This is a genomic window from Alteromonas alvinellae (assembly GCF_902705805.1).
The window spans coordinates 40,944-60,386 of record NZ_CACSIH010000159.1; the positions used below are offsets into that span (position 1 = coordinate 40,944).

General features: G+C 43.8%; 16 protein-coding genes and 1 pseudogene. 11 read left to right on the forward strand and 6 right to left on the reverse strand.

Annotation, left to right across the window (positions count from 1 at the left end):
• Positions 1-79 precede the first annotated feature (79 nt).
• The 5 genes from ACX5KA_RS11965 to ACX5KA_RS11985 all read left to right on the forward strand — a co-directional run bounded on the left by ACX5KA_RS11965 (position 80) and on the right by ACX5KA_RS11985 (position 4,988).
• Entirely contained in the window at positions 80-976 is an 897-nt protein-coding gene (locus ACX5KA_RS11965) for a PhnD/SsuA/transferrin family substrate-binding protein (protein ID WP_039216393.1), read from the forward strand.
• On the forward strand, positions 973-1,923 hold the full coding sequence (locus tag ACX5KA_RS11970; protein ID WP_039216394.1) for a hypothetical protein: 951 nt from the start codon (positions 973-975) through the stop codon (positions 1,921-1,923). The genes ACX5KA_RS11965 and ACX5KA_RS11970 overlap by 4 nt, the downstream gene beginning before the upstream one ends.
• Before the next feature lie 208 nt (positions 1,924-2,131).
• On the forward strand, positions 2,132-2,755 hold the full coding sequence (udk, locus tag ACX5KA_RS11975) for a uridine kinase (RefSeq protein ID WP_014950808.1): 624 nt from the start codon (positions 2,132-2,134) through the stop codon (positions 2,753-2,755).
• 12 nt (positions 2,756-2,767) lie between these two features.
• Complete coding sequence (locus ACX5KA_RS11980; RefSeq protein ID WP_458731242.1) at positions 2,768-3,979, forward strand: NupC/NupG family nucleoside CNT transporter; 1,212 nt, start codon at positions 2,768-2,770, stop codon at positions 3,977-3,979.
• A 169-nt stretch (positions 3,980-4,148) separates the two neighbouring features.
• Entirely contained in the window at positions 4,149-4,988 is an 840-nt protein-coding gene (locus tag ACX5KA_RS11985; protein ID WP_014950810.1) for an isopenicillin N synthase family dioxygenase, read from the forward strand.
• A gap of 55 nt (positions 4,989-5,043) precedes the next feature.
• Here ACX5KA_RS11985 and ACX5KA_RS11990 read toward each other — a convergent pair whose 3' ends face one another.
• Entirely contained in the window at positions 5,044-6,201 is a 1,158-nt protein-coding gene (locus ACX5KA_RS11990) for a tetratricopeptide repeat protein (RefSeq protein WP_458731243.1), read from the reverse strand.
• A 99-nt stretch (positions 6,202-6,300) separates the two neighbouring features.
• Here ACX5KA_RS11990 and ACX5KA_RS11995 point away from each other — a divergent pair.
• From ACX5KA_RS11995 to ACX5KA_RS12005, 3 genes and pseudogenes are all read left to right on the forward strand, one after another.
• A pseudogene (locus ACX5KA_RS11995) lies at positions 6,301-6,411 on the forward strand (fasciclin domain-containing protein); the annotation flags it as partial.
• Positions 6,412-6,647: 236 nt separating this feature from the next.
• A complete protein-coding gene (locus tag ACX5KA_RS12000) occupies positions 6,648-7,067 on the forward strand; it encodes an MAPEG family protein (protein WP_239302095.1) in 420 nt (139 codons plus the stop codon).
• Positions 7,068-7,273: 206 nt separating this feature from the next.
• The gene (locus tag ACX5KA_RS12005) at positions 7,274-8,257 is read left to right on the forward strand and encodes a diguanylate cyclase (RefSeq protein ID WP_239302094.1); all 984 of its coding nucleotides are present in this window, start codon (positions 7,274-7,276) and stop codon (positions 8,255-8,257) included.
• Here ACX5KA_RS12005 and ACX5KA_RS12010 read toward each other — a convergent pair.
• The 4 genes from ACX5KA_RS12010 to ACX5KA_RS12025 all read right to left on the reverse strand — a co-directional run bounded on the left by ACX5KA_RS12010 (position 8,254) and on the right by ACX5KA_RS12025 (position 12,850).
• Complete coding sequence (locus tag ACX5KA_RS12010; RefSeq protein ID WP_239302093.1) at positions 8,254-8,940, reverse strand: 3'-5' exonuclease; 687 nt, start codon at positions 8,938-8,940, stop codon at positions 8,254-8,256. The two genes, ACX5KA_RS12005 and ACX5KA_RS12010, sit on opposite strands and share 4 nt — an antisense overlap.
• A gap of 5 nt (positions 8,941-8,945) precedes the next feature.
• Positions 8,946-10,775: a putative nucleotidyltransferase substrate binding domain-containing protein gene (locus ACX5KA_RS12015; protein WP_239302092.1), complete on the reverse strand. Its 1,830-nt coding sequence runs from the start codon at positions 10,773-10,775 to the stop codon at positions 8,946-8,948.
• A gap of 98 nt (positions 10,776-10,873) precedes the next feature.
• Positions 10,874-12,580 carry a sodium:solute symporter family protein gene (locus ACX5KA_RS12020; RefSeq protein ID WP_039216400.1) on the reverse strand — a complete coding sequence of 569 codons (1,707 nt, stop codon included), beginning with the start codon at positions 12,578-12,580 and terminating at the stop codon, positions 10,874-10,876.
• A gap of 3 nt (positions 12,581-12,583) precedes the next feature.
• A complete protein-coding gene (locus tag ACX5KA_RS12025; protein ID WP_039216401.1) occupies positions 12,584-12,850 on the reverse strand; it encodes a DUF4212 domain-containing protein in 267 nt (88 codons plus the stop codon).
• A 257-nt stretch (positions 12,851-13,107) separates the two neighbouring features.
• On the opposite strand from ACX5KA_RS12025, the gene ACX5KA_RS12030 reads away from it, so the two are divergent.
• A complete protein-coding gene (locus ACX5KA_RS12030; protein WP_458731244.1) occupies positions 13,108-16,551 on the forward strand; it encodes a PAS domain-containing hybrid sensor histidine kinase/response regulator in 3,444 nt (1,147 codons plus the stop codon).
• Between the two features lie 11 nt (positions 16,552-16,562).
• Here the strand turns inward: ACX5KA_RS12030 and ACX5KA_RS12035 are convergent, their stop codons facing one another.
• Positions 16,563-17,186: a mechanosensitive ion channel domain-containing protein gene (locus tag ACX5KA_RS12035; protein WP_458731245.1), complete on the reverse strand. Its 624-nt coding sequence runs from the start codon at positions 17,184-17,186 to the stop codon at positions 16,563-16,565.
• Positions 17,187-17,462: 276 nt separating this feature from the next.
• On the opposite strand from ACX5KA_RS12035, the gene rimK reads away from it, so the two are divergent.
• Together rimK and ACX5KA_RS12045 are read left to right on the forward strand one after the other, a co-directional pair.
• Entirely contained in the window at positions 17,463-18,368 is a 906-nt protein-coding gene (rimK, locus tag ACX5KA_RS12040) for a 30S ribosomal protein S6--L-glutamate ligase (protein ID WP_039216404.1), read from the forward strand.
• Positions 18,369-18,410: 42 nt separating this feature from the next.
• Entirely contained in the window at positions 18,411-19,442 is a 1,032-nt protein-coding gene (locus ACX5KA_RS12045) for a succinylglutamate desuccinylase/aspartoacylase family protein (protein WP_458731246.1), read from the forward strand.
• Position 19,443: the final 1 nt, after the last annotated feature.

The window sequence follows — 19,443 nt, forward strand, 5'->3', positions numbered from 1 at the left end:
TACCTATAAAAATAAACACTATTTCAATAACTTAACGCCTTAAAATAAATTTACCTATTGCAATAAATAACCTTAACTGATGAAATCCCCACATAAATCGTTAATTCATTTGGTCGTTTTTTTGGCGAATTTTAGAATTGTTGCCTCCGGAAAGTGGATATTATTTGTCATCGTCGCTATCGCGTGCGGTACTTTTAGCTATTTACAAAAAAACAATGTTTATAATGACATCACCCCACAAACCGGTCAATTTTTATACTGTGAAACTAAATTAAGTGCGAATAGCGACATTTTTTCAGTGTACGTTACCGATGGTCGCATTGCTGAAATGGCAAGAGATAGATTGTGCGCTGACAGCACAACAAAGAGGCAATTCGGCGAAGTTAAAATTATCATCGGTCAAAGCGACTACGACACGTTTCGCTACATCAACCACGGCGTTGTTGACCTTGCATTAGTGAAAAAGAACGTGGTCGACGCGTTTGGCGCTGACCAAATATATGGGCTGTCTAAAGTGGCATCGCACCCTAATTACAGCGCCTTTTTCATTGCGTTACGCGAACGCCCGCAATTAAGTAAAGAATACTTGCTTGGTAAAAAAATTGGTTTATTAGATTACCCCAGTAGTCGCTCAGGCCACATTGTACCCAAAACTATTCTACAAAATTTAGGGTTAAGCGACACAAACGTATCAATTGTATATTACAGTTCCCACCAAGAGCTTCGCAGAGCACTGTTAGCAGGTGAGGTTGACATTATTTCGTCTTATTGGGCTGAAGATGACAGTGATCGCTTTTCAAGAAATTACGCAACACCGTTACAAGAAAGCATAGGTGGAATGCAGTGGTACCTGAAAATGCAGACACAAAACACCGATTTGTTCTGTGCTATGCAGTCTGTTGTACATGAAATAGCAATGGCTCACCCGCGACCATATTACAAAAATATTACACTTGAAGCGGGGTGTAACAAATGATCAAACCTAAGTTCAAATCGCCTGCATGCATAACGTTAAACTGGGCACTGCTATTTCTGTGCTTACAGACTATCGCGCTCATTGGCCAGTACTTTTCATTTAAAGCTGATATTCATGAAGCGCAAGATAAAGTCGAACGTCGTATAAGCCTAGACAGCGCATTTCTAGATGTGGGCAATGAAACGCTTAATACGCCGGTCAATCAGCATGCTATCTATAGCTATTTAGATAGATTAAATAGCGAACTAATCAAAGAAGGCTATCCTATTTTAGTGAGCCATATTCAGGAAATCAGCATTCAATCTCAAGATTTCACACAATACCCTAACGTGACATCTACCTTACTGATAAATGCAGAGCAGCGTATTGTAGTTGAGATGCGCAGTAAGTCGTCATGGAGTGGAGTAGGATTTAGTTTTATAGCATTGCTCTGCTCACTTTTACTACTTCCAGTATTTTCTATTGCAACGAAAAAGCGTAAGAAAGTGTCGGCTGTTGAAGAAGAATCGCTGCCGCCAACACCGAAGCTCATTATTAATCTCAAAGATAAAACACTTTCAAACGGTGTTGATGACAAGGTGGTTGCACTACAGAATAAGCCATTATGTTTCTATACTGCTTTAGTTAAGTTTTGTATTGAGTACCCTAATCAGCCGCTTCCTCCGCATAAAGATGTACCACATGAACTTATGATTCTTGCTAACAAGAGCTTTGGTAGACTGATTGAACTTGGGCATACTAAACGCAAAAGGCCAGACTTCAATGCGAATTTAGACAAAACCTTGAGCGAGATCCGTGCAGCCCTTGATGAAGTGTTTGCCGGATTCACTGAAGAAAAAGAAATATACTATCCACCTCGGGCTCAGGGCGAGGGCTCTCGCTCTAAGCAGCACTCGTATGCGTTACCGAGTATAAAGGACGACGATATAGAGATAATTGGTAGCTAGCGATATTTTGACTTGTTCAGTTAAAAACTGACCAATTGGAGAACTTTTTCGTATTTTATGCGAGTTTTAAAAACAGCCCGCAATACCTTGAAAACACAATAAAGTTCTAGCAAAGACCGCGCCCAAAAGTGATAACTTGTGAATATAACATTGATTCGCGAGGCCTAAACGCGTATCTTTGCACCAACAAAACCAGCTTTATAGTACTATGCAATCGCCACTAATTATTGCCATTTCTGGAGCTTCCGGCTCTGGGAAGTCTCTTTTTACAAAAAATTTGTTTAACGGCTTCAGTGCTCAAGGCCGCCCTGTTCAAGTGCTGCGTGAAGATCACTATTACCGCGCACAAGATCATCTTCCCATGGAACAACGTGAGAAGAATAACTACGATCATCCAAATGCGTTTGAACATGAGTTATTGAAAGCACACCTGCAAGCATTGCGTGACGGTCAACCTATCGACTACCCACACTACTGCTATAAAACGCATACGCGTTTACCGGAGACGGAGCGCCTAAACCCCGCCCCAGTCATCATTCTTGAAGGCATTATGTTGCTTGCTCGAACAGACTTGTTACCCTTGTACGACGTGAAAATTTTCATCGACACTCCTCTTGATATTTGTTTGATGCGCCGGATGATGCGCGACCTTAAAGAACGCGGTCGTAGCATTGAATCTGTGGCCAAGCAGTACGAAGAAACTGTGAAGCCTATGTATCATCAATTTATCGAACCTAGCCGCTTCACTGCCGACGTAGTAGTGACGCAAGGTGGCAAAAACCAAATTGCATTAGATGTGATCAAATCACACATTCAGCAAGCGCTTCTTTAAGGGAACATTACTATGGTAGGTTTACTGGGCATTGCAGTCCTTCTGGGTATTGCTTTCGCGTTATCATCGGCGAAACGTAGTATAAATTGGCGCACCGTTGGCGGCGCATTTGCTATTCAAGCATCAGTTGGCGCGTTTGTCCTGTATTCTGAAACAGGTAAAGAAGTATTGTTGAGTGCAACCAAGTTTGTTGCCAACATCATTGCTTACAGCCAAGAGGGCATAAACTTTCTGTTTGGCCCTATTGGCGACAAGTCAATTGCATTCATTTTTGCCTTCAATGTACTCCCTGTTATTGTCTTTTTCTCTGCCCTTATCGCGGTTCTCTATCACCTCAAAGTGATGGGTGTCATCATCAAAGTAATCGGTGGTTTCTTACAAAAGACGCTGGGTACCAGTCGCCCTGAATCCATGTCTTCGGCTGCCAACATTTTTGTCGGTCAAACCGAAGCGCCTTTAGTGGTTCGTCCTTTCATTCCCCATATGACAAGTTCTGAGCTTTTCGCGATTATGGTCGGAGGCCTGGCGTCCATTGCGGGCTCAGTAATGGCCGGTTACGCCGGTATGGGTGTAGAGCTGAAATACTTATTGGCGGCCAGCTTTATGGCGGCGCCTGGTGGCTTACTAATGGCAAAAATAATGCTGCCAGAAACCAGTAAGCCCAATGAAGATTTACATGACGTAGATGCGGAAGATACCGGCTACGCCAATGTTTTTGATGCTGCAGCCAGTGGCGCAGCGTCAGGCATGCAGCTTGCGTTAAACGTAGGTGCAATGCTACTCGCTTTCATAGCATTAATTGCCATGTTCAACGGCCTTATTGGCTGGACAGCAGAGCTATTTGGCTATGAAAACGTTACGTTTGAAGGGATCCTGGGTTATGTACTTCAACCTCTCGCATGGGCAATCGGCGTACCATGGGAGGAAGCACAACTTGCAGGTAGCTTTATTGGTCAGAAAATGGTGGTCAATGAATTCGTTGCTTACCTTAACTTCTTAGAAAACCAATCGCAGCTATCTGAAGCATCTCAGGCCATTATCACCTTTGCACTTTGTGGTTTTGCAAACTTCTCTTCTATCGCTATTTTGATGGGTGGAATTGGTGCTATGGCACCAACACGCAGAAAAGAAATTGCGAGACTGGGGTTAAAAGCTGTTATTGCTGCAACGTTATCTAACTTAATGAGTGCCGCGCTAGCGGGCTTTTACCTCTCTCTTGGTTAAATTTCATTAATTTGGACCAGTTGGTCAAGATTTTACTAGACTAACTGGTCAGGTTTCTGTAGATTACGCGCAAATTCCTCGCGGGGTTGATTTATGTCAATTTCTGCGACTTTTTTCTGTAGCCCGTCTACCTTTATAATGCCGCAGTCAAAATATACGGGATAAAGTTATGCAATTAGTTGCTGTTGATTACCAAGCGGAAAACGCACAAGAAGAATTCGTGAAGTCACTTCGCGAGACAGGGTTCGGTGTTTTAAAAAATCACCCTATCCAACAGTCATTAGTTCAAGGTATTTACGACAATTGGCAGGGCTTCTTCGACAGTGAAGAGAAGAACGATTACCTGTACAACAAGGGTAAACAAGACGGATTTTTCCCTCAGAGCGTTTCTGAGGTAGCCAAAGGCTTTACGAAAAAAGATATTAAAGAGTATTACCACTTCTATCCGTGGGGTCAGTGTCCAGAAGCACTACACCCGCAGATTTCTCAGTACTATGGGGAAGCAAATACACTAGCGAAAGAGCTATTGGGTTGGATAGAAAAACATTCTCCTTCAGAGGTGAGCGATAAGTACAGTCAACCGCTAGGTGACATGATCAAAGATTCTGATCAAACCTTGCTACGTATACTGCACTACCCACCACTAAAAGGTGATGAAGAAGTAGACGCAATTCGCGCAGCTGCTCACGAAGATATTAATTTGATTACTATCTTGCCTGCAGCCAACGAGCCTGGATTGCAAGTACAAGCTAAAGACGGTAGTTGGATTGAAGTTCCTTGTGATTTCGGGAACTTGATTGTGAATATTGGCGACATGCTTCAAGAAGCATCAGGCGGATACTTCCCATCAACTACGCATAGGGTTGTAAACCCAGATGGTGCTGACATGACGAAATCTCGTATCTCATTGCCACTGTTCTTACACCCTAGACCAGATGTTGTTCTTTCAGAACGTCATACCGCAGGGTCATACCTGCAAGAGCGCCTTCGTGAGCTGGGCGTTATATAAATTAAGTTCCTTTTGTAGTGTTATTCTTTTGCCGCAGCTAGTCTGCGGCTTTTTTTTAACTGCTCACCAATGTTGCCAGCTTCGACGAATAGCGCTGCTTTTCCTGTTCATTTGGTGAATGTCTCACTGCCCTTTCTAGATAACGCTGTGCTTCGCTGGCATCACCTAATTCATGATATGCTTTGGCCATACCGAACAGAATCTCGTGACGAACGCTATCGAGTTTTAACCCTCGTTCATAATGCGTTATCGCAACTTCAATATTGCCAGACTCAAAAGCCTGCTCCCCTAATATATAATGATAGAAAGGGTTACTTTTTCTCTTCTTTTCAACCATTTGTGTAATAAGCAGTGCTTCCTCACGTCTATCTTGGTGAGTGTAGAGAATAGATAAGTTTTCCCATGCAGTAAGGTTTTCATCATTGAGCGACAGTGCATGTTTGTAAGTCAACTCTGCTTGGTCATAAGCATCGACCATTCTATATAGCACACCTAAATTCACCCAGCTTTGCTGTAATTCGGGAGATAACCTAGCGGCTGCACGAAAATAGCTGTAAGCACGAGTGTAGCTATTAGCTACCAGTGCATCTGCCCCCTTATTGTTGTAGTACATAGATACTATTTTGTTTTTTGTCACAGGCCTGCGGGGAAAATAATTTCGCAGCATTTGCGGGTCAAAATCCACGTCTGCCCATGTCCCTCCGACTAATGCTATTTGGCTGTCACTAGGCATTGAGATACGCATGTTAATATGCCCGTTTAGTAAGCTATATCCTTCTCTTCGCGTCCAGTATTCCGGAATATCTACCTCGTAGAAAGTTGCGTCTAAACCTACATGCTCTGCCAGCGCGTACGTCATAATTGATAAAGATAAACAGTTTGCTGCTCGGTTATTAAACGTTGAATCCGCAGTAGTATTTGCACTATTGCGATATAGCATGCCGTAATCTGAATGATCGAAGATTGCTTTCACAAGTCCTTTAACATTTTTCTTAGAAATGCTTTTGACATATACCGCTTTTTCAGCAAAAAGCTGAGCGTCTTCACCTAAACGAAAAATTTCGTCGATGGTCTCTACGGGAAACAAATGGTAGGACGGGAAGAGGTTGTCGTTTAATAAAGTAGGAGGCGATACTGTATGTTTACTTTCGGTAGACTGGCAAGCGCCGAGTAAGCTACAAAATAGTAGCAAGAAAACTAGTCGAGTATTCATATTAAGGCACCTTTTCTAGTTACTCGATAGTTTAAAATTATAGCACTAAAGTACCTTTTTACATTTTATTTACATGCTAAAGGAAATACTATGAAAAAAGTGATGATAAACGACGCGCAAGTTATCAAAGCTGATGTGATGACCAGCAACGGCGTTATTCATGTTATCGATTCAGTATTACTTCCCGCCGATGTAAGGGCGTCACTGTAATTTATCCGACAAAAATGTAAATGAAGAGCATAGACCAACGATGCTTGGTCTTTGCTCCTCTAAATATATACATAGATCTCTTCCAACAATTCCCGCGTAACTAAAGACAATTCTACAAAAGCCTTTAAATGACCTTGTCAAAACCTAAGAATGGAAAATAGATAAAGGCCATCAACTCGATGTCACTAGACTTATAAATATCAAAGGTCTATCACTAAACCAGAGAAGGAGTTCAAATGTTTGCGGTTTACACATACAGTATTGCTGGGCTACTAGTCATTAGTTTGACTGTGTTTGTTCAAAACATCGTAGCCGCTGTTGCACATAGAAAGCAGTCTCACTACATTCCTGGCAAAGTCAGTGAAGAATTAAGCCATGATAGCTTTGTATTTAGAAGCCACAGAACCTTTCATAACTCGATTGAAAATATTCATCAATTTACCCTGCCCGCCCTACTTTGCATGTTCCTTGGAGCGCAAACAGACGTGCTCGCCATTTTGGTCTGGGCATTCGCAGTAAGTCGTATCATTCATATGGCGCTTTACTATGCTGTTGCCACGGAAAAGAACCCTAGCACAAGAAGCTATTTTTACATGATAGGCGCGCTTTGCACGCTTGGCGTTTATGGCCTCGCGTTTATCAATCTATTTATCTAAAGCAACAATTCGTCGATAAAACTGAATAGATGCGTTCTTTTCTAGAAAAAAGCTGCAGGGGATTAAAGTTTTTTGAGAAAAGGCAGATAAATCAGAAGTTATGCTCAGCGCTTAAATATTACACTTTTGATTAATGTTCTTTTCTTGATTCAGGCGTATTCTTACTATTTGAAAACTCGACCATGCCCATGTGTTTAGGAGATCCAGTGTATATTGACCAAGTCGGGGGTCGTACGTTAGCTGATTGCAACGTATTGATAGTCGATGACCAAGCTAGCAGCAGACTCGTATTAGAAACTTTACTCGAAGAAACAGTAAATTGTTTTTCTGTTGACTCTGGTAAACAGGCTATCGAGTATTGCAAGCACAACACGCCTGACTTGATCCTCATGGATGTTTCCATGCCAGAAATGGACGGACACCATACCACTGCGCTGCTTCGCGCCACCCCCTCTTGCGAACATATACCGGTCATTTTTGTAACGTCTTCTTCAACTGAAGAGGAAGAATCACGCTGTTGGGCATCGGGTTGTGTGGACTTTGTAGTAAAGCCTGTCAACGCCTGTACGCTGCGCAATCGTGTTAAGTCACATATTCACCACAAACTTAGAAGCGATTTCTTAGAAACGCTGATTTATCTCGACAAACTGACCGGGGCCTACAACAGGCACTATTTGGATGACTTTTTACCCCGACTTGTAAGAGACAGCGAGCGTAACGCTTCTCCCTTGTCTCTTGTTATCTTTGATGTTGATCACTTCAAACTGTTTAACGATATGTATGGACATTTAGATGGCGATAGCTGTTTATGGAAGGTCAGCAAAACGATAAGTGACGCACTCCTTCGACCTATGGACAAGTTAGTTAGAATTGGTGGTGAAGAGTTCTTAGTGATTTTGCCAGGCACTGACGGGGAGGGTGCAGTAGCTGTCGCCGAACGTTTATTGCAAACCGTTTACGACCTCAACATTATCCATAGTTCGTCTGAGTATGGGCGTGTAACACTAAGTGCTGGCTTAGCGATAAAAAACGCCAACGATGATAAAACGATTGATTTCGTAATGCTTGAGGCGGATAAAAACTTGTATTCAGCTAAAACCTCTGGCAGAAATCGGTTAGTATCCCCTTCACTCTCGTCTGCAAAAAAAGAAAAGACCATCGGCTCTTCACAACCACAGAAAACTGTCTAGCTATCGCCTAATTGAATGCGTCCAACAGCCCCAGTGTGAATTAAGCAGTCCAGCGTGGCTTCTCTAGTTATACCTAATTCAGTCAATTGAGCTAGGAAGAGCTGCAGTGTAGCCAACGCATCATCTAGCGCATTATGCTCATTAAAAGCAGGAAGGCCCAAGCGTTGGCGGCAGACACTTAGCGTAGCGCTATTACTTGGCAAAACTTGATGCTGCTTATTTAGCTGATATAGCGCAAGCTGCAGGGTATCAATGTAAAGCACATTTATCTTTGGTGCGCCGCACTGTTTAAAAGCTCTGTTTAACGCCGTTAAGTCTAGCCTAGCGTTGTGAAAAATAAGTACGTGTTGTTGAAATAAGGGTGCGAGTGCATCAATTGCCTGCGCTAGGTTTTCTCCTTTTTGCAAAACATCAAGGGTTAACCCATGAATCACCGGGCTTTGCCCTAAATCTGCGGTTGTATTAATGACATGATAGCCGCAAGAAGACAAATCAATACGACTACCTATACCACTCACATAACCCACGGAAGTAATTTGCGTTTTAGAAGGGTTTAGAGACGTAAGCTCCAAATCAACTGCGGTGAACGATGTTTTATAAACGTCAAAATTGCTAAAGCACTGCTTCAGCTTAGCTTTGCTAGAGAGCGCCTGTGAGCATGCCTTAATCCACTCTTTAATCATATCGGTTAACTTACGCCGCCAGAAAACTTCATCACCATAGCTTGATTGGTTCTCTCTATCGCTTTAAATGCCGCTTTAAGCTGATGTTTCTCAATTGAGGACAAGCTGGATATCGACACTCGGTTGTCGGTAACTTTGTTTTCAAGTTGATGGCGCCAGCGCAGGCGATTCAGGAAAAGCCAAATATCGCGAAGATTTGTTGCATCACGCTTCGATAGTTGAGAGCGTTCAGAAAGAACTTCTAGGCGTGCAAGTGTATTAGGTAAAGTCACGCCATCGGCTAGTGCGTAAATTCGGGCGATATTATTAATTAAAGCGACAGCACGGGTTTTAAGATCGATAAGGTCTTTTTGTTTTCTACCCTTTTCATAAACAAACTTCTGAAACATGGAAAGCGGCACAGATATTTCATTACTATGCCTGGCAAGTGCTGCTAAAAACATGTTTTGCTGCATCAAAGGCGCACGCCGTTTTTGAAGGTGCTTGAATAAGCTTATATCTCCCGCTGCACATCGAACATCAAGAAAAATATTAAAATGCATAATCGCATCTTTGGTGGGCGCTTTTACCCATTGTTTCGCCTCTTCAAGAGCCTCATCCAATGACAACCTAAGCTTGGGGTTACTGGCCATAATATTGCCATCGCACAGCTTAATACCGCACTTCGCTAACCCGTTGCATACGTACTGAGCCATATTTGAAAAGTATGCGGATTGCGCTTCGGAAGGTCGTTCTGCAAGAAGCAAGCCGTTGTCTTGATCTGAGCCCATAGTTTGGTCTTCTCTAGCTTGCGAGCCATACACCAACCACGCAAACATCATGGGAGCTTTACCGTTAGCTTGTTGGAAAAAACCAATGAGTTTTCTGGTCATAATATCGGTTGCTTGTGACAGTATTTTTCCAGCAATATCGTAATCACCCGCTTTTTTCGCGTGAGCAGAGAAATAGTGAGGCAGTTGCCACGAGAGGCGAGTGAGTTCATATAAGTTCTCGGCTTTGCTTAGTTCACCAATTATAAACAGTACGTTCCCCCGCTGATGACGAATAATATCGCTGGCCGTTACCATTCCAAGCGGCACTTGCGTTTGGTTGTCGATAACAGGCAAATGATGAATATTTTTTTCTGTCATTAGCGCTAATGCATCAAAAAGCGTTCTGTTTCCCATAATTTGGGCGGGGTTAGCCGTCATTATCTGACTAACAGGGAGATGAATGTCTAAAGATGCCGCAACTACTCTCGACCTTAAGTCACGATCAGTAATAATGCCTATAAGCTTCTCTTCTTGCGTAACCAACAAAGAAGAAACTTTTTGCGACGTCATTAACTGAGCAGCAACCGTAATGGGTGTTTGAGCATCAACGGAAACCGGGGCTTTTTCGATAGCATCAGTAAGGCCTTTGTAGAGCCACATTGAATTACTATCTGCTATAGCGTGATTTTGAAGTGCATTATTTCTAAGCCCATCAAAAAAGTGCCGTATTACTGGGATCTCTAGTAAAGGCTCAATGGCTAGCGCATCGAAACAATAGACCAACCCAGGGCTGTCGACCGTTATGCTTAGTGGGAAATTGCTCTTTTCTATTATATTCGTATAACCGAAATAGTCCCCATCACTCAAGTGGCGCGTGGGAGCATCGGAATCTTTCACAGAAAACTGTCCACTTTGAATAAGAAACAGCGACACCTTATCTTTGAAAACATCGTTAACATTTTCATTAGTTAAATAGATAAGTTCTGTGTGCTTTACCAACGCGTGTTTCTGATCATTATCTAGTAGTTCGAAAGGCGCTGATGTATTGAGAAAGTCTTCAACTTGCTTAGCCATTGCAGTCATAGAAATTGTCCGGTACACAAAAAGAAAAAACCAACCTACTCACTTTCGCCAGTAGATTGGTTTTATTTTGCTAAAGCCTATCTTTAGGCAACATTAGCTTAGTGCGCTGATGCTTCACCCGCTCCCTTAGGATAACGAATGCTTTCAACCAGTTCTTGGATTTCTTCTGGCGCTTCATCTGTTGCTTTGAACACAAGGAAAGCCACAATGAAGTTCACCATCATACCCAAAGTACCAATGCCTTCAGGAGAGATACCAAACCACCAGTTGTCAGGCGTATTAGCCGCTGGGTTTACAAACTTAAAGTAAATAATGTAAGCCGCAGTAAACGCGATACCTGAAATCATCCCAGCAATAGCACCTTTATCGTTCATACGCTTGCTAAAGATACCCATGATAATTGCCGGGAAGAAACTCGACGCCGCCAAGCCGAAGGCAAATGCCACCACCTGCGCCACAAATCCAGGTGGATTAATACCGAAGTAACCCGCTATCACTATCGCCACACCAGCAGCCAGTCGCGCATACATAAGCTCGGCTTTATCGGTAATATTCGGCATAAAGTTCCGCTTCAGTAAGTCGTGTGATACAGAGGTTGAAATAACCAGCAGCAAGCCCGCTGAAGTAGAAAGGGCTGCTGCCACACCACCCGCGGCAACGAGTGCAATAACCCACGCTGGTAAATTAGCAATTTCAGGGTTAGCCAATACCATGATGTCGCGGTCAACTTTCATTTCGTTGCGCTCATCACCCGAATAGAACATCTTGCCATCACCGTTCTTATCTTCATATGAGATAAGGCCAGTTTGTTCCCAGTTTTTAATCCACGACGGCGCTTCTTCATAGCTGGTACCCGTCATTTCAGGGCCGTTAATGGTTTCGATCATATTCACACGGGCAAACGCTGCTAACGACGGTGCTGTAGTGTAAAGAATGGCGATAAATGCTAAGGCATAGCCGGCAGATTTACGTGCATCGTGAACTTTAGGCACAGTGAAGAAGCGAACAATAACGTGTGGAAGACCCGCAGTCCCCACCATTAGTGCAAAGGTGATAAAGAATACATCGATAGTACTTTTCGTTCCTGACGTATATTCATTGAACCCGAGTTCGACGGATAAATTATCGAGTTTCTGCAGCATATGCATCCCCGAACCGTCAGCTAAAGTTGCCCCAAAGCCAGTTTGTGGCAGGATGTGTCCTGTTACCATCATTGAGATAAACACGGCAGGCACTATGTAAGCGAATATCATTACGCAATATTGCGCTACTTGAGTATAAGTGATGCCTTTCATACCGCCAAGCACGGTGTAGAAAAACACAATAACCATGCCGATAACTACGCCAGACACAATATCCACTTCTAAGAAGCGGCTGAATACCACGCCTACGCCACGCATTTGGCCTGCTACATAGGTGAAGCAAACGAAGATGGCACAAAATACCGCAACCGTACGTGCGGTTTGTGAGTAGTAGCGATCGCCAATAAAGTCAGGTACCGTAAACTTGCCAAACTTACGTAGGTAAGGTGCTAAACAAAGTGCAAGTAGAACGTAGCCGCCGGTCCAGCCCATAAGGTATACCGCACCATCGTAGCCCATGAATGAGATAAGGCCCGCCATAGAGATAAACGATGCAGCCGACATCCAGTCTGCCGCCGTAGCCATACCGTTCATAACAGGCGGTACGCCACCACCTGCTACATAAAAGTCATTTGTCGACCCGGCGCGGGCCCAAATTGCAATTGCAATATACAGCGCGAACGACGCGCCAACGATAATGAATGTTAAAGCTTGAACGTCCATGATTTACTCCTCATCTACGCCGTAGCGTTTGTCCATGGCGTTCATCTTCGCCATATAGACAAAGATCAATGCAACAAATACGTAAATTGAGCCCTGTTGTGCAAACCAGAAGCCTAATTTAAAGCCAAAAAACTGAATTTCATTTAAGATATCGACAAACAGTATGCCGGCACCAAATGATACGATGAACCAAACGACTAAAAGCTTAGCGAGGAGTGCTAGGTTTTCACTCCAGTAGGCTTTTTTGTCCTCTTCGTTTCTAAATGCCATTGTTTCACCCTCATGTCAGGTTAACTAGTTGTTATGATTTTACAATTCCCTAACGCTCGGCTTTGTTAACGTTATTGCTGCGTTTGGAAGTTTTGCACAAAGCAGAAACCAAGCAGCAAAAGTCAAGCATCTAGGAGGTCAGCTACTACTCTAGACCTGAGGTGTGAATTTCAAAATGAGACCATGGTCGTAGGTAGACCATGGTCGAAATGATTATAATATCGGCACAGTTGTTAAAACTAGGTTAAAGGAAGATTATGGTTTTTGGTTGGGTAACACTTGCAGTCTTGTACCTCTTTTTGCTGTTTTCACTGGCAAGTTGGGGAGAGAAGAATTCGCCTACAGCAAGAGCATTAACTTCCCATCCCGCCATTTATTCATTGGCCCTGGCAATCTATTGTACTGCTTGGACGTTTTTTGGCATGGTGGGGCAAGCAAGCAGAGATACATGGATTTATCTGCCAATTATGCTTGGCCCTATCCTAGTGTATGTGCTGGGATACAAATTTATTTATAAGCTGACATTAGTCAGTAAAAAGCAGCATATTACTACCATCTCCGACTTTATTGCCTCTCGTTACGGAAAGCGACAAACCGTTGCCCTGGTAGTAACCCTGATTGCATTACTCGCCACCATCCCCTATATCGCGCTCCAATTAAAAGCGGTTGGCGCAACCTTTCAACTGTTAACTCAGCAACCCAACAGTAATGGAATTATCATTGCAGCCACGGGCTTTATCGCTGTTTTTGCGATCTATTTTGGTACACGCCAAACCGACGTTACAGAATACAGACGTGGTCTAATGCTAGCCATAGCCTTTGAGTCAACCATTAAGCTACTTGCCTTAGTGTTAGTCGCCATTGTCGGCTATAGCGCTTGGAAACGCACGCAATCAGGGGCATTCTTTGAGAGCTTCACGAATGAGGTAGCACTTGCTCAATTTGGCTCATTCAGCTTCATCGCACAAACGATTATGGCTGCGGCAGCCATTGTTTGCTTACCTCGTCAGTTTCATGTAGCCATTATTGATAACTTGAGCTTAGGCCATTTACGCACAGCGCGCTGGCTGTTTCCGCTGTACCTCACCATTATTTCTGCTGTTATTCCTGTTATCGCTATTGCGGGTAAAGCCATTTTTGCAGGCCAAGGCATTGAGCCCGATTCGTACGTTTTATCACTCGCTATGTTTTCTGAGTCAGCATTGCTTCAGGTCATAGTTTTTGTGGGAGGGCTTTCTGCGGCCACCGCTATGATTATTGTCGCCACGTTAACGCTAAGTACCATGCTTACTAATGACGTGATATTGCCGCGTATTCTTGCATTTTCCGGCAATACTGATGATAAAAAAGACGTGTCGAAAAGAATCCGCCTTATCCGCCGTATCGTTATTGCCTTCATTTTATTAATGGCCTTTTTATACCACCAGCAAATGACCAGCAGTCGGTCTCTTCACTCTATTGGTCTTATTGCGTTTTCTCTTGTAATACAGCTAATGCCTGCCATTGTTGGCGGCCTTTATTGGAAACGCGCTCACGCCCATGGTGTCTACGCAGGCCTAATGGTAGGGCTTGTTATCTGGGTGCTGTGGTTAGTGCTTCCCATTGTGAGTGAACAAGTGTCTCAGATGGAACAGAACGAGCTTATTAGTCAAGGCGCCATGATTAGCTTGGCAGCAAATAGCCTTGTCTACATTCTATTTTCCCACTTTGCACCCCAGCGCCTCATTGATAGAATGCAAGCAGAAGCGTTTGTTTCACCCGCTATATCTGGTACTAATACGGTTAAATCACAAGCGACTAATGTCACCGTGTCTGACCTTATCACCCTGCTTTCAACCTTTATGGGAACAGGCCGCTGCGATCAACTTCTTACTCAATATCAGCAGTTAAATAATTGCCAGCTAAATCATACTGATACGCCTGATGAGTCTTTTTTATCCTTTTGTGAACGGGCTCTCGGTGGTGTAATTGGAGCATCGAGCGCGAAGGTATTACTAGACAGTGCGCTGCGCGGTAAAAAAATGGATTTTACGGAGGTCATTAACTTCTTCGACGATACCACGCAGGCGATGCAATTTAATATGACGGCGCTATTAACCTCGCTTGAAAACATGGATCAGGGAATTAGCGTGGTAGATAAACATTTGAATTTGGTCGCTTGGAATAAACGCTACGCCAACCTCTATCCCTACCCAGACAACTTACTTGCTGTCGGCACGCCCATTGAAAAGCTCATTCGATACAACGCGTCGCAAGGCGAGTTTGGAACTCACGATGTCGATGCTGAAGTAGAAAAACGTTTGGCGCACTTGCGATCCGGTATGCCCCATCGCTTTACTCGTCAGCGCAAAGATGGTCGGGTCATTGAAATGGTAGGTAATCCGCTACCTGGCGGCGGTTTTGTAACAAGCTTCAACGACATCACCGGGCACGTGGAAATTCAGCAAGCGTTAGAAGAATCGAATATTGATCTAGAAGCCCGTATTAAGAAACGCACCGAAGAAGTGCACTCCATTAACGCAGAGCTTCGCCTTGAAATAGAACGCCGCTCAGAGGCCGAGAAAGAATTGATAAGGGCACGAAAAGCCGCAGAAGACGCCAACGCCAGTAAAACTCGTTTCTTAGCCCTTGCCAGTCATGACGTACTGCAGCCACTTAATGCAGCTAAGCTCTATGTAAGTGCGTTGGAAGAGCAGGAACTCTCTGATCAGGCCCAAGCTATTATTCAAAAGCTTGGCCATAGCGTCACGTCGAGTGAAACCCTTATCGGCACCTTGTTAGATATCGCGCGTTTAGATCAAGGTGAAATGAAGCCCGACATTGAATCTATCGATGTTCGCGTCTTACTCTCTCCGCTTGTTGATGAAATGGCCATGCGAGCCCGCGAGAAAGGACTGGCCTTCAAAGCCATAATTCGCCCTTGCTGGGTTAAAGCTGACAAAACGTATTTATACCGAATAACTCAGAATTTGCTATCAAATGCTGTGAAGTACACGGAAATGGGTCGAGTTTTATTTGTCGTAAAACCGGTGAAAGAAACCGTCTATTTCAAGGTTATCGACACAGGTATTGGTATATCAAATGATAAAAAAGACAGCATATTCGGCGACTTTTTCCGTGCGAACGAAAGTAAAGAGCATGGCTTAGGTCTAGGCTTGGGTGTTGTGCGCCGCTTAAGTTTGCAGTTAAACAGTGATATTAGCGTTAACTCGAAAGTTGGAAAGGGAAGCTGTTTTTCATTTTCGCTTACCAAAGCTGAGCCCAAACTGGTATCTAATGTTATTGCAAAACCTCGCAGCACTACATTTACTGGAATGAATGTACTCTGTGTGGACGACCAACGGGAAAATTTGGACGCCATGCAAACCTTGTTACAAAAATGGAGAGTGAACGTTTTCTTAGCGAATAACTGGGATGATGCACTGAAGGTCTGTGAGGTTATCCAGCCTCAAATTTTACTAATGGATTATCAGCTAAGCCACGATAGCGAGAAAAACGGGCTGGCGCTGATTGAAGAAATAAGGCATCGATTAAACATCGTAGTGCCGGCAGCGCTGATAACAGCAACACCAGATGAGAGCTTAGTTACACAATGCAAAGCACAAGGCGTTAACTTTCTAGCCAAGCCGCTAAAACCAGCGAAGCTTCGTGCGCTACTTCAAAGTATGACCCGCTATATAAGAGAAGCGAAAAACGTTTAATGAAGACGCGCTTACAATAACTCGTCATGTGGTTTGGCTTCTTCTGTCTTAACCACCGGCGTTTCTACACTCGACTTTGCGACGACTTTGCCCATTGCGCCCCACTTTTCTTTCGGATTGAGTAGCACTGGGCGAGTAAGAATCAAATTGTTAGGGTACATTAAAGTTTCGCGGTCGGCGGTCAGTAAGCGCGTGCTAAATGGCCCAACATCAGCAATTACTCCCTCGATATAGTTGTCTCCATCAAGAATACGCACGTAGTTGCCGCGACGATAGGCTACATTGGTCAATAAAATAAAGTACGCAGTGATGTTACTAATAAGCGACCAGCTTGCAAATAGCGCTACCCCAGTCACCGTTATGATAGACGTAGAAAGTACAAGTAAGCCCGAAAAATCAATGCCCCAAGCCAGCAAAAGCAGGGAAAGCGAGACCGTAGCGACGATCACACGCGCAGCAAAAAGCCCTTTCAAGGCGCTGTTAGATTTAAGTTTTGACTTTACGATATTCGTTTCTAATTTTGGCAGTAATTTCCGCGACATTGCCAAATAGATAAGCAGAACTAAACCACTGAACACGACGTTTGACTGGTACTGAGTTAACCACGCCAAAAAACCATGCCACCACTCATTCATTAACCCAAATCCTTACATTTTTTCGTTAAGCAGACTGACCTTAAATTCTGATTTTACGTTAAAAAGGCCGACGCGCGCTAATGCTAACGTGAATAACAGACAAGTTCATGCATTAAAAGCAATCGACACAACAAGAATTATTCGTAAGACACTCCCTATCACTTCTATTAGTATGCGCGCAAAAATGACTTGTCTAATTAATAATCACGTTCTAACGTGGTAGTAGATTGGTCGATAAAACGACAAAATAAAACACAAACTACAGGCTTTTTTATAATGCGCATTGCAATTCTTTCTAGAAATCCTCGTCTTTACTCTACTTCACGCTTAGTCGAAGCTGGGCAGGCTCGCGGGCATCAAGTTGACGTTATCGACACTATGCACTGTTACATGGATATCACGAGCGCGCGACCGTCTGTTCGCTATAATGGTAAAAAACTGCCTTACTATGATGCAGTGATCCCTCGAATAGGTGCGTCTGTTAGCTTTTACGGCACATCAGTCGTTCGCCAATTTGAAATGATGGGCACATACAGCCTTAACGAGTCGGTTGCTATCAGCCGTTCTCGAGATAAATTGCGTTCGTTGCAGCTTTTATCACGTAAAGGCATCGGTATGCCGAGAACAGGCTTCGCACACCACCCTGACAAAATCGACGATGTTATTAAGACGGTTGGCGGCGCCCCAGTGGTTATTAAGTTACTTGAAGGCACGCAAGGTATTGGCGTGGTATTGGCAGACACGCAAAAAGCGGCAGAGTCGATCATTGAAGCCTTTATGGGTCTTAACGCCAGTATTTTAGTGCAAGAGTTCATTAAAGAAGCGGGCGGTGCAGATATTCGTTGCTTTGTGGTAGGTGGAAAAGTTGTAGCAGCGATGAAGCGCCAAGCAGCACCTGGGGAATTCCGCTCTAACCTTCACCGTGGCGGTCAGGCAAGTTTAGTTCGCCTAAGTCCAGCGGAACGCAAAACAGCGGTAGATGCGGCTAAAACGATGGGACTAAATTGTTGTGGCGTGGATATTCTTCGTTCGAACAACGGCCCTGTTGTAATGGAAGTAAACTCTTCGCCGGGCTTAGAAGGTATCGAGAAAGCAACTAACAAAGACGTTGCCAGCATGATTATTGAGTTCATTGAAAAGAGTGCCGAGCCGCATAAAACGAAAACCCGTGGAAAAGGCTAACCCTTTTAACCTATGCAATAACGTAATTATAGGAAAACGTTAGTGGTAAATGATGTTTTAAAAATTGGGGGTGAAAGTATTGCTCCTGGCGAAACAAAAAAGATTGAGCTAGAAATGCCGCCGCTCTACACGGCCACCAATATGAGCATTCCCGTTTATGTAAAACGAGGAAAGCGGCCTGGACCTGTTATGTTCGTTAGCGCTGCCATTCATGGTGACGAGTTAAATGGTATTGAAATTGTTGGGCGACTTATCCGCTCAAAGGCTATTGAACGCTTAAGAGGCACCTTGATAGCTGTACCAATGGTTAATGTATATGGCGTGCTCAATCAATCTCGTTATTTACCCGACAGACGAGATTTAAACCGCAGTTTTCCCGGCAGTAAAAAAGGTTCGCTTGCCGGTAGGTTAGCCAACTTGTTTTTCAAAGAGGTGGTGAGTAAGTGCGACGTAGGCATTGATCTTCATACTGGGGCTATACATCGCAGTAATTTACCGCAAATTCGCGCAGACCTAGACGACCCAGAAGTACTAGAAATGGCCAAGGCATTCGGCGTACCTGTGCTGCTCAATGCTGAATTACGCGATGGTTCTTTGCGAGAATCTGCCAGTGAAAGTGGCGTTAAAATTTTACTTTACGAAGCAGGCCAGGCATTGCGATACGACGAATTTTCTATTCGAGCGGGCGTAAGAGGCATTATTAATACCATGCGCCACTTAGGAATGCTGAATAAAAGTAGAAGCAAAGGCCATAGTATTGAGCGCTTTATTGCAAGGCAAAGTGGGTGGGTTCGCGCGCCTGAGAGCGGTTTTGTGACTCACTTGGCTCAGCTTGGTGACCACGTAGAAAAAGGTGATAAACTGGCTTTTATTGCCGATCCGTTTGGCAACTATTTAGACAGCCTTGAGAGCCCAGCTGAAGGGGTTGTTATTGGTAAACAAAACATTCCGCTTACCCAAGAAGGTGAAGCCGTTTACCACATTGCATACTTCTCAGAGCCTGATACTGTTGCGGAACATGTAGAACTATTACAAGACAATTTATTACCACCAGAACAGGGGCCTGTTCTTTAAC

Excerpts from the sequence above, each read along its gene's own strand:
- ACX5KA_RS11965 (WP_039216393.1), top strand. The coding sequence starts at position 80 with ATGAAATCCCCACATAAATCGTTAATTCATTTGGTCGTTTTTTTGGCG.
- ACX5KA_RS11970 (WP_039216394.1), top strand. The coding sequence starts at position 973 with ATGATCAAACCTAAGTTCAAATCGCCTGCATGCATAACGTTAAACTGG.
- udk (WP_014950808.1), top strand. The coding sequence starts at position 2,132 with ATGCAATCGCCACTAATTATTGCCATTTCTGGAGCTTCCGGCTCTGGG.
- ACX5KA_RS11980 (WP_458731242.1), top strand. The coding sequence starts at position 2,768 with ATGGTAGGTTTACTGGGCATTGCAGTCCTTCTGGGTATTGCTTTCGCG.
- ACX5KA_RS11985 (WP_014950810.1), top strand. The coding sequence starts at position 4,149 with ATGCAATTAGTTGCTGTTGATTACCAAGCGGAAAACGCACAAGAAGAA.
- ACX5KA_RS11990 (WP_458731243.1), bottom strand. The coding sequence starts at position 6,201 with ATGAATACTCGACTAGTTTTCTTGCTACTATTTTGTAGCTTACTCGGC.
- ACX5KA_RS12000 (WP_239302095.1), top strand. The coding sequence starts at position 6,648 with ATGTTTGCGGTTTACACATACAGTATTGCTGGGCTACTAGTCATTAGT.
- ACX5KA_RS12010 (WP_239302093.1), bottom strand. The coding sequence starts at position 8,940 with ATGATTAAAGAGTGGATTAAGGCATGCTCACAGGCGCTCTCTAGCAAA.
- ACX5KA_RS12015 (WP_239302092.1), bottom strand. The coding sequence starts at position 10,775 with ATGACTGCAATGGCTAAGCAAGTTGAAGACTTTCTCAATACATCAGCG.
- ACX5KA_RS12020 (WP_039216400.1), bottom strand. The coding sequence starts at position 12,580 with ATGGACGTTCAAGCTTTAACATTCATTATCGTTGGCGCGTCGTTCGCG.
- ACX5KA_RS12025 (WP_039216401.1), bottom strand. The coding sequence starts at position 12,850 with ATGGCATTTAGAAACGAAGAGGACAAAAAAGCCTACTGGAGTGAAAAC.
- ACX5KA_RS12030 (WP_458731244.1), top strand. The coding sequence starts at position 13,108 with ATGGTTTTTGGTTGGGTAACACTTGCAGTCTTGTACCTCTTTTTGCTG.
- ACX5KA_RS12035 (WP_458731245.1), bottom strand. The coding sequence starts at position 17,186 with ATGAATGAGTGGTGGCATGGTTTTTTGGCGTGGTTAACTCAGTACCAG.
- rimK (WP_039216404.1), top strand. The coding sequence starts at position 17,463 with ATGCGCATTGCAATTCTTTCTAGAAATCCTCGTCTTTACTCTACTTCA.